Below are 14,808 nucleotides of genomic sequence, written 5' to 3' on the forward strand. Positions count from 1 at the left end.
TTTTGAAATCAATTTTAGTACGGAAAAGTACAATTTTTTCCTTTATGCATAGGGAATAAGCAGGTCATTTACAGTATGGGCACACTTATCCCATGAAGATGTCTCCGATTGTGTTTTTAGGCAGCGTTTTGTTGCGGCGGCCTTTCCGTTTCAGCTCTTCTTTTGGCTATCTTGACAGCATTGGCTGCCATTATCCCGAAAAATATCGCAAACTTCTCCCTCTTGTCTCCTTTTACCCTGATTTTCCTCAGTCCGTAGAACTCTTTGTTTGTACCGAACACACCCTCCATTACTGTAGCCCTCTGTTTGGATATTTCGGAGCTGAGTATTTTTTCTGCCCTGTCATGTTTTTTGGGTCCTTTTTTGGGGAAACAGGTGAAAATCCTGTTGGCTGTACAGAAACTCCGGTTTTTGTTTGTGGCGTAAATCCTGTCCGCCCCGAGCTGGTTTACAGGACCGAAAAATCTCCTGTGTTTGGCCACGGACAGCTTAAGTCTTGTGCATTCGTTGAAGGCATTGAAATCAAGTTTGTCTATAAACGTGAGTCCGTCCACCTGAAGGATATGGGCTTTGGCCCCGAACTCAACCGGCCTGTTTTCTTTTCCCCTCACAATGGGTCTAAGATAAGGTTTGTGCAGGGAAACTATTCTGTCTTTTAAAGCCGCAGGCGGGTTGTCCAACAAAAACTCCTGCTGGCGGTGAACCTTTTTTATCACTGCAAACCTTGCAAAATCCTTCAATCCAAGATCTGCACCCTTATTACTGTCGAGGATCTGCTGGAGTTGGCCAATCCCTTTACCGAGCAGATAAACGAGTGCTTTTCTTCTTCTGAGTGTTTCCCTGAAACTGTTTTTCCTTTTTCTGGAATAAGTCATATGGGCAATTCTCTGCTCCCTGAATTTAGATCTGGGCCTTTTGCCCCCCATTTGGGAACAGAATCTGAACATCTGTTTTTCAAAAACCCACTCACAACATTCCCACAGCAGTTTGACATCGGTTGGAAACCGTATGAATGACTCGTAACACGTAGCGTCCATGAGCAATACATGGGTGTTGTTGACATCACGCTTCCAGTGGTTGATAAGTACTTCCTGAAGTCTCTCCCATTCGCAGTGTTTTTCCAGATATGCCCTGACCCTGGTCATGATGGTCATGTCTCTGATATGCTGGTTTTCGGCCAGTACTTTGCCACAAAAATACTGTAAGGCCCAGTCTGTGTTGTAGCGCTCCAACAATTGCCTGTCACTGGTGTTGAGATAGGCCTTCAGGAACATCAGTGCAAACATTCCTTTGCCACCGAACCAGCTTGGTGCACCTCTTCCGGAGCGTTCTTCGGGAAGGCAGGAAACCAGATCATCCCAGGGGATGGAATCATGTATCTGACCCAACAATGAATTCTTGAAAAAATGATATTTTGGAGAATATCCGTCGAAGTCTTTGAAAAGAGGAAGCTGAATCATAACTTTAATTGTATTTAAGTCTGCAACCTTAAAATACAAAAAAGAAAACCCCGAAAAAAGCTCAAAACAGCCAAATTCGGGGTTTTTGTGTTATGTTTTTGTTAAGTTATTGACTGACAATCAGAGTCTTAAGGGATTCGCAAGAAGCCCAAAAACAAACAGGGTAATTGAAATTTTCAATTACTCTGTTTCTTCACCTGCAATAAATTGTTTTTGGATCTCATCCTCTTCCTCTTTTTCCGTTTTTGCAACTACCTCTTCTTGGAAAAATCTTCCTTGGAAAATCAAAATAATCGCAACACCAACAAAAATAGAGGCATCAGCGATATTGAAAATCGGCCATAATGCTGTATAACTTCCCCCCCACAACGGAACCCACTCCGGAATATATCCTTCCCAAATATCTATATAAAACATATCAATCACCTGACCATGAAACCAGGGGCTTGGAGCATTATAGGGGGCATTCCCAAACCATACACCATAAAAAATACTGTCTATCAAGTTACCGATAGCCCCACCCAAGATCATCGAAATACAAATGATATAACCAACATGCATTTGTTTTTTGATGATATGGTATAAGTAATACCCAATCCCGAACATAGCAACCAAACGGAAAGAGGTCAAGATCAACTTCCCATATTCAGAACCGATCTGCATTCCAAATGCCATTCCGGGGTTGGTTGTGTAATGTAACTTAAACCAATCCCCAAAGACTTTTATCTGTCCGGGAGTTCCAAAGTCCATTTGATAATGGACAATCATTTTTACAGCTTGGTCAATGGTGATTACCAATAGTGCAATACCAAAATATTTCAAATATTTCATCGATATCAATTCAAGGCCACACATAAAAGACTCTTTAACGAAATCTCCTCTTCGTGGCGTGGTTAGTTGTTTATATTAAGCTTTTTCAACTTTTACTACAAGTTCGAAGTCATCCATGTCCAAAACTGTAGCATCTGTCAGAGAATCATGCACCTCCAACGTGACTGCTTGGGTTTCGGTTTGGATATATTTGGCAAAATTTTTCAAAGCAGCATTGACCAAGTCATCGTGCTTGGCAATTCTGATATTTATTTTATCCTGTACATCCAATCCCATATCCTTTCTGAGATTTTGAATTCTGTTTACAAGATCACGGGCTATACCTTCCTGCCGGAGTTCGTCAGTCAGAGTCACATCAAGCGCGACAGTCATACCCTGATCCGAGGCTACAGACCATCCGGGAATATCTTGGGAACTGATCAATACTTCTTCCAAAAGAAGTTCAATGATTTCACCTTCTATTGGGATAGCAATTTTCCCGTTTTTCTCTATTTCAGAGATTTGTTCTTTTCCCCAGGAATTAATGGCAGCAACCACCAACCTCATTTTTGGACCTAATTTTTTACCCAAAACAGGGAGGTTCGGTTTTACATTTTTAACCAAAACATCTGAAGCATCATCAATATACTCTATTGACTTGATATTCACTTCTGATTTAATCAGTTCTTCCACATGCTGTATCTGCTTTCTTGTCTTGTCATTCAGCACAGGAATCAGAATTCTCTGCAAAGGCTGACGCACTTTGATGCCAATTTTGGGATTTTTTCTAAGTGAGTGGACCAAGGATGATATTTTTTGTGCCAACTCCATGCTTTCTTCCAAGTCTCTGTTGATATGACTTATATCAGCCACTTCCCAATCTGTCAGATGTATGGACTCCAACCTGTTTTTGGAAGAGGCAGTCAGATTTTTATAGAGCCAATCAGAATAGAAGGGAGCAAAAGAAGACATCAGTTGGGTCAAGCTGTATAGACATTCAAACAAAGTCTCGTATGCTGCCTGCTTGTCAGTGTTCATGTCTCCTCTCCAGAATCTTTTTCTGGCCAATCGGACGTACCAGTTGGACAACTGATCTACAGTAAAGTTCATGATGGCACGGGTAGCTTTGGTGGCATCGTAATTATCCATGGCAGACTCCACTTCAGCAATCAGCGTTTGCAACTTGGAAATTATCCACTGATCCAGTTCTGCTCGATCGACTACAGGTACTGCTTTTGATTTGTCATAGACAAAATGATCCAGATTTGCATAAAGCGCAAAGAAATTATAAGTATTCTGCAAGGTGCCAAAAAACCTTCTTTGTACTTCCGCTATACCTTCCAGGTTGAATTTGAGATTATCCCAAGGATTGGCATTGCTGAGCATATACCATCTCAGCGCGTCAGGGCCATATTCTTTCAGCGTCTTGAAAGGATCCACAGCATTGCCCAACCGCTTGGACATTTTATTACCGTTCTTATCCAAAACCAGACCGTTTGCGATCACATTTTTGAAGGCAACGGAATCAAACAGCATTCCGGCTATGGCATGCAAAGTGAAAAACCAGCCTCTCGTCTGATCCACCCCCTCAGCGATATAATCTGCCGGATAGTTGGCTTTAAAAATATCTTCGTTTTCGAAGGGGTAATGCCATTGAGCGTAGGGCATGGCACCCGAGTCAAACCAAACGTCAATCAGGTCAGGTTCCCGGAACATTTTATCTCCCTTGGAGGAAACCAATATTACATCATCTACATAGGGTCTGTGCAGATCTATCTCTTTCCCTTCATAAGGAGAAGTTGCCATAAAGCCCTTTTCAATGGATTTGTTGATTTCCTCATTGAGTTCTGCTATTGATCCAATACATTTCTCTTCCGTCCCGTCTTCAGTTCTCCATATGGGCAATGGGGTACCCCAAAATCTGGAACGGCTAAGATTCCAATCAACGAGGTTTTCTAGCCAATTGCCAAAACGCCCGGTTCCAGTGGCTTCAGGCTTCCAATTGATGGTTTTATTTAATTCCACCAATCTGTCCTTGTAAGCTGTGGTTTTGATAAACCAGCTTTCTAATGGATAATACAGAATCGGCTTGTCAGTTCTCCAACAATGCGGATAACTGTGTTCGTACTTTTCAACTTTAAAGGCCTTATTTTCATTCTTTAAGATGATAGATATGATGATGTCAGTGGTTTTAAAGTCTTGGGCATCTTCATCATCATTGGTATAATTTTTTACATAGAAATCGTTCGCTCCAAACTCTTTGTGCGCATGGATTCCGTGCTCTTTCATTTTTAATGCCAGGTATTCTCCAATAACAGGGAGAAACTTGCCTTGACGATCCACGACAGGGATATCGTTGTCGAGTTCATCTTTCACAAAAACTCCGGGCACATTGTTCTGAACCAATGTTCTAAAGTCATCCGCACCAAAAGCTTTGGCCAAATGAACGATCCCGGTACCATCTTCAGTGGTGACATAATCTCCCGAAATGACAGTAAAGGCAGGATGTGGCAATGCGATCCCTTCGATAGGAAACAATTGCTCATATTCCCATCCCAACATTTCTTTACCTTTGAATTCCTCAATTATTTCATAAGGAATCAATTTGTCTCCGGCTTTGAAATCGCCCAAAGACAATTCTTTTGCCTTAGGATTAAAATATGCTCCCATCCGTGCTTTTGCAAGCACAGCCGTCATCGGCTCGAAGGTATAGGGATTAAATGTCCTTACTTTAACATAATCCAGGTTTTCACCTATTGCCAATGCTGAGTTGGAAGGCAAAGTCCAAGGAGTAGTGGTCCAGGCTAAAATGTAAGTATTTTCTTCCCCTTTAAGCTTAAATTGCGCTGTTACAGAAGTGTCTTTCACATCTTTGTATGTTCCTGGCTGATTGAGTTCGTGGGAACTCAGGCCGGTGCCTGCTGCCGGAGAAAATGGCTGAATCGTATAGCCTTTATAAAGTAAACCCTTGTCATAAAATTTCCTTAACAAACTCCAAAGGCTTTCTATGTATTTGGCTTCAAAAGTGATATAAGGATCATCCAAATCAACCCAATAACCGATTTTTTCAGTGAGTTCATCCCATTCATGTTTGTAACGCATGACAGTTTCACGGCACTTTTGGTTGTATTCCTCTACAGAGATTTTCTTACCGATATCCTCTTTGGTGATACCCAACTCTTTTTCCACCTGAAGTTCAACAGGAAGACCATGTGTATCCCATCCACCTTTTCTTTTTACCTGAAAACCTTTGAGGGTTTTGTACCGGCAGAAGATATCTTTTAAAGCCCTGGCCATCACATGGTGAATCCCGGGAGTACCATTGGCAGAAGGAGGACCTTCAAAAAAAGTAAATGTTTCCGCCCCTTCCCTGTTGGCGACGGATTTATTGAATATATCTTTTTCTTTCCAGTATTGTAGGATGTCCTCTCCTATCTTTGGATAATCTACTTGTTTGTACTCCTGGTATTTTTTCACTGTATTCCTTGATGTTTTTTGATTTTCTCCAAACATTCTTTTAGAACAATTTGGAGCATTTCGAATAGAAGGGAGATGATAATTAATCCTTTCATTGGCAGCCATTTCCCCAAGTCCTTCTGTCCAATTCCTGAAGGCAGGCGCAAAGTTAAGAGATTTTGGAGTATTAGGGATAGATAATCAGAAAATTGATTGTTATGAGAAACAGGCTGGAAATTATTGGTTATGTTTATCTTAATAAACTCCGATTAGGAGTAAAACTATCCTTAATCCAATTGCTATAAATGAGATCATCGAAAGGGCTAAAAGTTTAACTGCCAAAACAACCCCAATTGGGGGAAAATGACAGCATCTGAAATGCTCAGCCATTGCAACATGGCACATCAGTCCATTCTCAAAAATTAAGCGCCCGGCAGTGCAATCCCTTTTACTTTTCTATACAAGGCCAAGGCATATTTATCTGTCATCCCTGAAATAAAGTCAATCAAAGCCCGAAGCAAGGGGTAAGCATTGACTTTTTCTCCCCACCCTTCCAAAGGGAAATCATCAGGCAGCAACCTCAAAATGCTTTTGTCTCTACCCGAAAAAAGTTCTGTTTGATAAAATTTGTGGTTCAATGCTTTGGAAAAAACTTCCAGCAAACCCTCCAGGACCTGAAATCCGGCTGCTTCCTTTTCCAAAACAGGTTTGGAACGATATATTTTCTCTACAGATAAAAGAGAAATTTTCTCCAATGCCTTTGCAGAAGGAATGATATCCGTAAGCGCTTTATCAAAATCTCCTGTTAGCATTTCTTCCTCTTTTTGGCAAAAAGCGACTACAGCCTCATCTACCAGTTTACCTATTGTCATGGCACGTAAAATGGCCAGTTTTTGGGTTTGGGTTTTATATTTATCCAGTTTTTCAGGCTTAAATTTTTCTCCCAATATTTCAGCCAATAGCCCGCATATCTCTTGAAAAGAAACCAACCCCAAAGTACAGCCATCCTCCAGGTCAATAATGCTGTAACAAATGTCATCCGCGGCCTCGACCAAAAATGCCAAAGGATGTCTCAGCCAACAATCTGTATTGGATTTGATCAGTCCGAGCACATTTGCCAAATGTGTGTAATCATTGACCTGATCCACAAAAAATCCGAATTTCTTATGACTTCTCCTTTTTTTATCTTTTTCAAATACTTGAGACGGTCTTGGATATTTGGTAAAAGCTGCCAAGGTTGCGTATGAAAGTTTAAGCCCATTATTTTGAGATACCAACATCCGGAATCCTTGAGCATTGCCTTCAAAATTGCATAAATCTGCCCATTCATTGATTTTTACATGGGACTGCCAGATATATCCGTATTCATGGTGCTTAAAAAAATCAGAAATAGCCTCCTCACCAGCATGCCCATAGGGCGGATTTCCGATATCATGAGTCAAGGAAGCTGCGGCTACAATGGCGCCAATATCAGAGGATTGAATGCCTATTTGACTGAGCGTGGGATATTTGTCCAATAAATATTCTCCCACCGACTTCCCCAAAGATCTTCCCACGCTCGAAACTTCAAGACTATGAGTCAATCTGGTATGTACAAAATCGTGCTCCGGAAGAGGAAATACCTGTGTTTTGTCCTGAAGGTTACGGAATGGCGCCGAGAAAATGATTCTATCATAATCAATTTCAAATTCACTTCTGTAAGCATCAAGTTGTACATTCTTTTTTTTTGCTGGATCGAACCTTCCCGAGTTCAGCAATTTTTCCCATTGCATCATGGTCAAAAATACTAAAGCTATTTATTTGCAGACTAAAAATCAGTGAAAAAATTCTTGCTTACTTTTTTTGGCATAATCATTGGAACAATGCACTTGAAAATTAAACCAACTAAATTTTATGCTTATGAAGACCCAAATGAATCGACTGCTTTTTGCATTGGCTTTGACATTTTTGATAACCTCATGCGATATGGAAGACAACCTCAACCCCTCAGAAGGGAATGCTAAATTAAACGTTTATATGATTGATGCCCCTGCAAGTTATGACGCAGTGTGGATCGAAGTATTGGGCGTAGAAATCCTTCCTAAGGGGAAAAATGAAGAGAACGGAAGTGCCTGGATCAATTTACCTTATGAGGCTGAAGATCAGAAAATCAATCTATTGTCTCTAGTAGGTGGCAATAGTGCCTTTTTAGGTGAGAAGGAAGTGCCTTCCGGTGAAATTTCCCAAATTCGTCTTTTACTTGGCAATGATAATTATATCATTGAGGATGGTCAGAGAATTGATCTTACTACTCCCAGCGCGCAGCAAAGCGGATTGAAACTGAAAATTGACAAACCATTGAACCCCGGTATCTCCTATGATCTTGTGATCGATTTTGATGCTGCCCGTTCCATTGTCAAAGCTGGAAATTCGGGTAAGTACATTTTAAAACCTGTTTTGAGGGTAGTGGCTGAAGAATCTGCTACTATTGAAGGTTCAGTTTTACCATTGGAAGCCCAACCTGTTCAAGTTTCTGCGATTATTCATGAAGATACGGTTTCCACTTTTACAGATGAAAACGGCTCATTTGTCATAAGAGGATTGGAGATGGGAACTTACAGACTTTGGATGCTCCCCAATGAATTGTATGAAGAGAAATTCGTTGAGGATGTGGAATTGGAATTGGGTAAAGTCACAAAAGTTGATCCAATAGAATTAGTTGAAGCCGTTGAAGAAATCCCAGAAGACTAATTGATTTTAAGGGTAACCAGGTTCTATTAATTGAGCCATTAGCCAGGAACTGGAAAGTTTCTGGCTTTTTCATTTATTGGTAATAACATCAAATTCTGATCTATCTTTCCTATTTTTGAACCGTGAAAAATAAAAAGATATTCATTCTTGCTTTGCTTGTACTCTCTTTGGGATGTTCTGAAACAGGGGAACGATCTACTGCATTGGTAAATGTCTTCCTTATCGGTACTCCTGGACTTTTTGATGAGGTTGGCATCGAGATATTAGGTGTGGAAGTAAAGACCACCGGAACTAGAGGTCAGGATAATTCAGATGCTGTGTTTATTCCCAATCCACAGGTCAATCAGCAGGCGAGGCTTTCTTCCCTTGTGAATACCGGCCAATATCTGGTTGGAAGAGCCGAATTCTTAGTAGGTGCTATTATCGAGCTTACCTTGAGGCTGGGTAATGATAATTTTGTTCAGGTAGGAACTCAAACTTCTTCTTTAAATTTTAGGGATGATTCCTCAAGAAACCCTGCTATTACGGTTAGCATTCCGCTGGATGGAGGAATTTCTCATGATGTATTTATTGATTTCAATACCTTGAATTCCATAACATTCACCACTGGGGCTGAACCGGTTTTTACTCTTGATCCAAAATTCAGGGCTTTTGCAAGTCTCGATACCGGAGAAATCTCCGGGATTATCAGACCCCAGGGTTTAAAATGCTTGCTATTGGCCATCCAAAATTCAGATACACTTGCCAATACAACCCAAGATGCGCGTGGCAACTTTTTGATCAGGGGACTTGAGGGGGAATTTACCCTTTCAATATTACCTTTTAGCAACGGATTTTTAGCAGATACCATCCAAAATATTATCGTCGAACCCCGGCAGAGGACCCAATTGGAAGAAATTACTCTGCGTACAAATCCTTGATCCATGAGTCCGGAAGAGATATTTATGCTAAGGGCACTGGAATTGGCCGAATTAGGAAAAGGCAGAGTAAGTCCCAATCCAATGGTAGGATGTGTCATTGTCCATGATGGACAAATCATTGGTGAAGGCTACCACGAGGTCTATGGGGGACCACATGCAGAACCAAATGCTATAAATTCGGTTAAAAATCCCATTTTGATTCCTGAATCAACGGTTTATGTCACTTTGGAGCCCTGTGCCCATTGGGGAAAAACACCTCCCTGCGCCAACCTACTGGTAGAAAAGAAAGTAAAAAAAGTAGTCATCGGCACTTTGGATAGCAATCCCTTGGTAGGCGGTAAAGGTGCACAGATATTGAAAGACGCCGGAATTGAAGTGACTTCAGGGGTATTGGACAGAAGAGTAAGAGAACAGAATAAAAGGTTTTTTACTTTCATGGAAAAGAAGCGACCTTATATAATTTTGAAATGGGCACAGACCAAAGATGGCTTTATTGCCAGAGAAAATTATGATTCCAAATGGATCAGCAATCCCTACAGTCGCCAATTGGTACACCGCTGGAGATCGGAAGAAGACGCCATCATGGTGGGCACTTTGACTGCCAAGTATGACAACCCCCAATTGAATGTCCGGGAATGGGAAGGTAAAAATCCCGTCCGAATAGTAGTTGACAGAAACCTGACCCTGGATCGCGACTTACATCTCTTTGATCAAAGCCAATTGACTTTATGTTATAATCAGGTCAAAGAAGAAAAATCAGATAATCTGGAACACGTCAAACTCCCATCAGGATTCAATATTAGAGAAATTCTGGATGATCTTTACCAACGGAAAATCCAAAGTCTGATTGTCGAAGGTGGCGCCCAATTGCTGAATAAATTCATTCAGGAGAACCTTTGGGATGAAGCAAGGGTTTTTACTGGACAGGTTCAATTTGGGAAAGGCATTCCTGCGCCTAAAACCCAAGGAAGTATTCTTGATGAAATGGATATTATGGGAGACTTATTAACCATAACAAGACCGATCTACTAAAGCTTCAAACCTGCTAAGTTGTTGCCTATCCCAAATCCTTAGAAACTGCTCCATCCTTCATAGCAAGTCATCTCACGTCTCACATCTCACATCTCACATCTCATATCTATTAAAAAATGTCCGAATCAATTTATTTACCCGAGGCAGCTTCCAAAGCTGAAAAATATCAGGCAATCCTTCCCCAAATAGAGGCATTGATTTCTTCTGAGACAGACTTATATGCCAACTTAGCCAATGTGACCGCGGTACTGAAAGAAGCTTTTGGTTTTTTTTGGGTCGGTTTCTACCTGGTCAAAGGAGAACAATTGGTTCTTGGGCCATTTCAGGGGCCTTTGGCCTGTACCCGTATTGCTTTTGGGAAAGGGGTATGTGGGACTGCATGGGAAGAAGCCAAAACTCAATTGGTTCCCGATGTGGAGGCTTTCCCTGGCCATATAGCCTGTAGTTCTGCCTCCAAATCAGAAATCGTAGTTCCCGGGTTCAGAGAAGACAAGGTTTGGATAGTCCTTGATGTGGACAGTGACCTTTTGGATGACTTCGATCAGGACGATGTCACTTATCTGGAAAAGTTGATGAAACTTTTAGACAACAATCTTTAATCAAAAAAGAAACTCTTAGGGTCTCCTTTGTAGATAACCTTGATGTAGGTTTCGGTCTTGGTACTTTGTTCATAGTACTTTGTACATAGTACTTCGTACTTCCTACTTTACCTCCCACTTCTCTATATACTTCGGTTCAAAACCGGCCATTTTATCCAATATTTCTACAGGATCACTACTTACAATCAATAAATCCAATTGCGCCTTATGCAGAAAACCTTCTTGGGTTGCATGGCTTAAAAATGCAATCAAGCCATCATAATACCCATTGACATTGTACAGTGCAAGAGGTTTTTGGATATAGGCCAATTGGTTGAGTGTCATGATTTCAAAAAGCTCCTCAAAGGTGCCGATCCCTCCGGGCATAGCAATAAAACCATCCCCTCGCTCGGCCATCAGCCATTTTCTGTCCCGCATGGTTTCGACAATGGTAAGTTCTGTGCATCCTATATGTGCTACTTCAATATCTACCAATTTTTGGGGAATGATTCCGTAGACATCTTTTCCGGCAGCCAACATAGCATCCGCAATTACTCCCATCAGACCGACATTTCCGGCACCATACACCAAAGCCAAATCTCTTGTGATCATTTCTTCGGCCAAGGCCAACACGCCTTGTTCATAAGCAGGATTTTTGCCTTTGTTGGACCCACAGTAAACAGTGATTTTTTTCATCTTTTCAATTTATTCCTTAATTTTTAGACTTTGATCCCAATCGGAAATTAAAATAGATTTATTTTGTCATTTAACCTGAAAAGGTTCATAATAAAAAGAGCTTTACATGCATAAGGCCCCCGATTGCCACAGAAAATTAGATTTACCAAAAATAATCAAATGAAAATCTGCTTTGCTACAAACAACAAAAAGAAAATAGAAGAGGTAAAATCTGCTCTTGGGTCTGACTTTACCATTGTTTCTCTGGAGGAAATTGGTTGTCATGAGGAATTGCCCGAAACCGGGGATACTTTGGAACATAATGCCTTTCAAAAAGCCCGCTATGTGCAGCAACATTATGGAGTGGACTGCTTTGCGGATGATACCGGGTTGGAAGTAGAGGCATTGAACGGTGAACCGGGGGTTTATTCTGGCAGGTATGCAGGTGAACCTAGGAGCGATTCCAGGAACATTGATTTGTTATTGAAAAATATGAAAAAGCAATCCAATCGAAAAGCGAGGTTTAAAACTGTCATCGCTTTGATATTGGAGGGAAATGAATATGCATTCGAAGGGACTGCCGAAGGTGAAATCATACATGAGTTAGTTGGGGAAGGAGGATTTGGATATGATCCTGTTTTTCAGCCAAATGGTTTTGACCGGACTTTTGCACAGTTGACCATGGAAGAAAAAAATGCCATCAGCCATCGTGGAAAGGCCGTGAAAGCGCTCGCAGAATTTCTCAAATAATTTGTTAATTTTGACTTCCATGAGCAAACCGTTTATTGTAGGCATTACAGGAGGAAGCGCCTCTGGCAAGACACTTTTTTTGGACAAGCTATTACATACATTTGAACCCGGACAAGTTTGCTTGATTTCTCAGGACAATTATTACAGACCAAGACATCTTCAGCCAATGGATGACAAGGGAGTGCATAATTTTGATACCCCCAATTCCATAGACTTTGCCCAATATGCTGAAGACATTAAAAAAATCCAGCAAGGTGAGACTGTATACAGACAGGAATACACTTTTAATAATCCCAACAAGAAGCCTAAAATATTGGAATTTGTACCTGCACCTGTAGTAGTAGTGGAGGGCATTTTTGTGCTTTATTATCCGGAATTGGCCGATTTGTTGGATTTGAAGGTTTTTATTGATGCCAAAGAATATATCAAATTAAAGCGGAGAATAGTCAGGGATAAAGTGGAAAGGGGATATGACCTGGATGATGTACTTTATAGGTATGAAATGCATGTGATGCCAACTTATGAAAAATACATTGAGCCTTTCAAACATGATGCGGATATCATTGTACCCAACAATCATAATTTTGATAGGGCATTGGATTTGATCAGGAATTATCTGAGATCGAAAATCAAGTAAAAAATCTAAAGATGGTACTATCCTGTTTTTTATAAAATCGAAACTTTGGATAAAAAAAAGCTGTCCCAGATCGGGACAGCTTTTTTGAAAGGGAATTTCATCAATTATTCGGCCAATTGCCCCAAATCGAACAGTGACCTGCCAAATCTGTGCCTGCCAAATCTCTCTGCACTCCTGAATACGTGGCATTCATTACAGCACGAGGATTGAACTGAATTCCAAAGTTTGCTTTCCTAAATGCAGAACCAAAATGGGCTTGACTTAACCCATGACCCATTTCATGTAATGCGACCGTTTCGACATCAAAACTTGATCCAATACCCCAAGTAAAATTATTGTTGTAATAGATTTCTCTTAAAGCAACATCAAGCTTACCATCATTATTGGTGTCAATAGTGTTACCCTCACCATCAATCAGGAGAAATGTGAAAGTGACTCCTAATATAAAATTTTCGCCTCCAGGTGCAAGAAAACCAAAAAAACTGGCTGGCATCCAGCCTGCATGATTGACATCTGCTATATAACCTGCAGCACTGGGAAAACCAAAATTAGCAGCTACAATACCAATAGGAACAGGGACATCAGCTACTCTGTATAAATCAAAATCAGAACACTTTGCGTTTTTCCAAGTCGTTGCAGCACTTTCGATTGCAGCGTCTGTTTGATCCACATTTAAAGTAGACGCAGGTCGAAGCCTATCCACATAATAGGATATGTCAGGTATGCCGTTCAATTTAGCAACAGGGGAGAAATCAAAGTCCAATTGTTTATTACCTCTGTCGGAAAAGAATACAGTTCTTCCCATTTCATTACTTTCTGGAGCTGTAATATAGGTAGCACTGTGAAGCACTACGTTATAGGGAAGGTCAGTTTGAATTCTTGCATTTTGATCAGCAAAATTAACAGAAACAGGATCAAACCTCAGGTCAGAGTAAACTACCTGATGACCATCAACATATTCTTCCAGGTCCATATCATTTTGAATTTCATCACTTTGGCAGGAGAAAAAGCCAAAAGATACCATGATTGCAATCGCATAAATGTGTTTTTTCATAAGAATTTAATTTAATGATTAGTGGTTGACAAAATATTTTATGGAATATAGGGATTTAAAATACATATTGTTAATCATCAAATACATTTTATTTGTAACGAATAACTTCTTTATTTAAATCAAATTTTAAGTGAAGGGCTAGAATACAATGTATCATGAAAATTTTATGGTAAAATGTAGACATCTATTTTTTTTACAATTTTTTATTTTTCAAAAAAACCTACTCGTAAAAGCTTGGTTATCAATTGAAAGATAATGAAATTGGTTTTTGTTGAGGGAAAATATGTATGTCTTTCCAAATATTTCTATATTTGCTGCCCGTGAGAAAAAAAGCAAAAGATATGAACCTCTGGAAACAACGCGTCACCCTGATGTTGACGATGCTGTTTTGTATGCTTGTAGCTGGAACCGAATATCTGCCCCAACACGTACAGGAAGATTCTGCTTTAAAGCAGGAACAGTCCAACAAAACTGACCAATCCTCAGACAATCAGACTTTTTTGAATATTGCCATTGATGCAGTAGTTCCTTTTGTCACTGTGCTTTCACAACAGGTTTTTTACCTGATTTATGAAAATCTTATTTTCGAAAGACCAAGCGTATCGGATCTTGGGGCTTCCTTTTCGGTCAATCTTCCCTATTGGGAAATTTTATTGGAGAGGATCATATCTCCCAATGCTCCCTGATATTTTTTTGCCTCATTCGC

At 40.4% G+C, this 14,808-nt stretch carries 13 protein-coding genes; 7 read left to right on the forward strand and 6 right to left on the reverse strand.

Annotated features, from left to right (window positions below):
• Nucleotides 1–116 precede the first annotated feature (116 nt).
• The 4 genes from B9A52_RS06130 to dgt all read right to left on the reverse strand — a co-directional run bounded on the left by B9A52_RS06130 (nt 117) and on the right by dgt (nt 7,501).
• Nucleotides 117–1,460 carry a transposase gene (locus tag B9A52_RS06130; protein ID WP_231955508.1) on the reverse strand — a complete coding sequence of 448 codons (1,344 nt, stop codon included), beginning with the start codon at nt 1,458–1,460 and terminating at the stop codon, nt 117–119.
• A gap of 180 nt (nt 1,461–1,640) precedes the next feature.
• Nucleotides 1,641–2,291 carry a lipoprotein signal peptidase gene (locus tag B9A52_RS06135; RefSeq protein WP_084119467.1) on the reverse strand — a complete coding sequence of 217 codons (651 nt, stop codon included), beginning with the start codon at nt 2,289–2,291 and terminating at the stop codon, nt 1,641–1,643.
• Nucleotides 2,292–2,366: 75 nt separating this feature from the next.
• On the reverse strand, nt 2,367–5,747 hold the full coding sequence (gene ileS / locus B9A52_RS06140) for an isoleucine--tRNA ligase (protein WP_084123415.1): 3,381 nt from the start codon (nt 5,745–5,747) through the stop codon (nt 2,367–2,369).
• Nucleotides 5,748–6,148: 401 nt separating this feature from the next.
• Nucleotides 6,149–7,501: a dGTP triphosphohydrolase gene (gene dgt, locus B9A52_RS06145; RefSeq protein WP_084119468.1), complete on the reverse strand. Its 1,353-nt coding sequence runs from the start codon at nt 7,499–7,501 to the stop codon at nt 6,149–6,151.
• A gap of 124 nt (nt 7,502–7,625) precedes the next feature.
• Here dgt and B9A52_RS06150 point away from each other — a divergent pair, with 124 nt between their 5' ends.
• The 4 genes from B9A52_RS06150 to B9A52_RS06165 all read left to right on the forward strand — a co-directional run bounded on the left by B9A52_RS06150 (nt 7,626) and on the right by B9A52_RS06165 (nt 11,007).
• Nucleotides 7,626–8,456 carry a DUF4382 domain-containing protein gene (locus tag B9A52_RS06150; protein WP_084123416.1) on the forward strand — a complete coding sequence of 277 codons (831 nt, stop codon included), beginning with the start codon at nt 7,626–7,628 and terminating at the stop codon, nt 8,454–8,456.
• Nucleotides 8,457–8,578: 122 nt separating this feature from the next.
• Nucleotides 8,579–9,376 carry a DUF4382 domain-containing protein gene (locus B9A52_RS06155; protein ID WP_084119469.1) on the forward strand — a complete coding sequence of 266 codons (798 nt, stop codon included), beginning with the start codon at nt 8,579–8,581 and terminating at the stop codon, nt 9,374–9,376.
• A 3-nt stretch (nt 9,377–9,379) separates the two neighbouring features.
• Complete coding sequence (gene ribD / locus B9A52_RS06160) at nt 9,380–10,408, forward strand: bifunctional diaminohydroxyphosphoribosylaminopyrimidine deaminase/5-amino-6-(5-phosphoribosylamino)uracil reductase RibD (RefSeq protein WP_084119470.1); 1,029 nt, start codon at nt 9,380–9,382, stop codon at nt 10,406–10,408.
• Nucleotides 10,409–10,524: 116 nt separating this feature from the next.
• Nucleotides 10,525–11,007, forward strand: a complete 483-nt coding sequence (locus B9A52_RS06165) for a GAF domain-containing protein (RefSeq protein ID WP_084119471.1) — start codon at nt 10,525–10,527, stop codon at nt 11,005–11,007.
• A gap of 102 nt (nt 11,008–11,109) precedes the next feature.
• On the opposite strand, the gene B9A52_RS06170 is transcribed toward B9A52_RS06165, so the two are convergent.
• The gene (locus B9A52_RS06170; RefSeq protein WP_084119472.1) at nt 11,110–11,682 is read right to left on the reverse strand and encodes an LOG family protein; all 573 of its coding nucleotides are present in this window, start codon (nt 11,680–11,682) and stop codon (nt 11,110–11,112) included.
• 159 nt (nt 11,683–11,841) lie between these two features.
• Here B9A52_RS06170 and B9A52_RS06175 point away from each other — a divergent pair, with 159 nt between their 5' ends.
• Both B9A52_RS06175 and udk read left to right on the forward strand, forming a co-directional pair.
• A complete protein-coding gene (locus B9A52_RS06175) occupies nt 11,842–12,411 on the forward strand; it encodes a non-canonical purine NTP diphosphatase (protein WP_084119473.1) in 570 nt (189 codons plus the stop codon).
• A 19-nt stretch (nt 12,412–12,430) separates the two neighbouring features.
• Complete coding sequence (gene udk, locus B9A52_RS06180) at nt 12,431–13,048, forward strand: uridine kinase (protein ID WP_084119474.1); 618 nt, start codon at nt 12,431–12,433, stop codon at nt 13,046–13,048.
• 100 nt (nt 13,049–13,148) lie between these two features.
• Here the strand turns inward: udk and B9A52_RS06185 are convergent, their stop codons facing one another.
• Nucleotides 13,149–14,102: a hypothetical protein gene (locus B9A52_RS06185; RefSeq protein ID WP_084119475.1), complete on the reverse strand. Its 954-nt coding sequence runs from the start codon at nt 14,100–14,102 to the stop codon at nt 13,149–13,151.
• Nucleotides 14,103–14,443: 341 nt separating this feature from the next.
• Here B9A52_RS06185 and B9A52_RS06190 point away from each other — a divergent pair, with 341 nt between their 5' ends.
• A complete protein-coding gene (locus B9A52_RS06190; protein WP_197687272.1) occupies nt 14,444–14,788 on the forward strand; it encodes a hypothetical protein in 345 nt (114 codons plus the stop codon).
• The last annotated feature ends 20 nt before the right edge of the window (nt 14,789–14,808 follow it).

Source organism: Aquiflexum balticum DSM 16537, assembly GCF_900176595.1.
Lineage (GTDB): Bacteria > Bacteroidota > Bacteroidia > Cytophagales > Cyclobacteriaceae > Aquiflexum > Aquiflexum balticum.

What these genes read in the sequence shown, in the direction of transcription:
- B9A52_RS06130 (WP_231955508.1), bottom strand. Translation starts at nt 1,460, where the DNA reads ATGATTCAGCTTCCTCTTTTCAAAGACTTCGACGGATATTCTCCAAAA.
- B9A52_RS06135 (WP_084119467.1), bottom strand. Translation starts at nt 2,291, where the DNA reads ATGAAATATTTGAAATATTTTGGTATTGCACTATTGGTAATCACCATT.
- dgt (WP_084119468.1), bottom strand. Translation starts at nt 7,501, where the DNA reads ATGATGCAATGGGAAAAATTGCTGAACTCGGGAAGGTTCGATCCAGCA.
- B9A52_RS06150 (WP_084123416.1), top strand. Translation starts at nt 7,626, where the DNA reads ATGAAGACCCAAATGAATCGACTGCTTTTTGCATTGGCTTTGACATTT.
- ribD (WP_084119470.1), top strand. Translation starts at nt 9,380, where the DNA reads ATGAGTCCGGAAGAGATATTTATGCTAAGGGCACTGGAATTGGCCGAA.
- B9A52_RS06165 (WP_084119471.1), top strand. Translation starts at nt 10,525, where the DNA reads ATGTCCGAATCAATTTATTTACCCGAGGCAGCTTCCAAAGCTGAAAAA.
- B9A52_RS06170 (WP_084119472.1), bottom strand. Translation starts at nt 11,682, where the DNA reads ATGAAAAAAATCACTGTTTACTGTGGGTCCAACAAAGGCAAAAATCCT.
- B9A52_RS06175 (WP_084119473.1), top strand. Translation starts at nt 11,842, where the DNA reads ATGAAAATCTGCTTTGCTACAAACAACAAAAAGAAAATAGAAGAGGTA.
- udk (WP_084119474.1), top strand. Translation starts at nt 12,431, where the DNA reads ATGAGCAAACCGTTTATTGTAGGCATTACAGGAGGAAGCGCCTCTGGC.
- B9A52_RS06185 (WP_084119475.1), bottom strand. Translation starts at nt 14,102, where the DNA reads ATGAAAAAACACATTTATGCGATTGCAATCATGGTATCTTTTGGCTTT.
- B9A52_RS06190 (WP_197687272.1), top strand. Translation starts at nt 14,444, where the DNA reads ATGAACCTCTGGAAACAACGCGTCACCCTGATGTTGACGATGCTGTTT.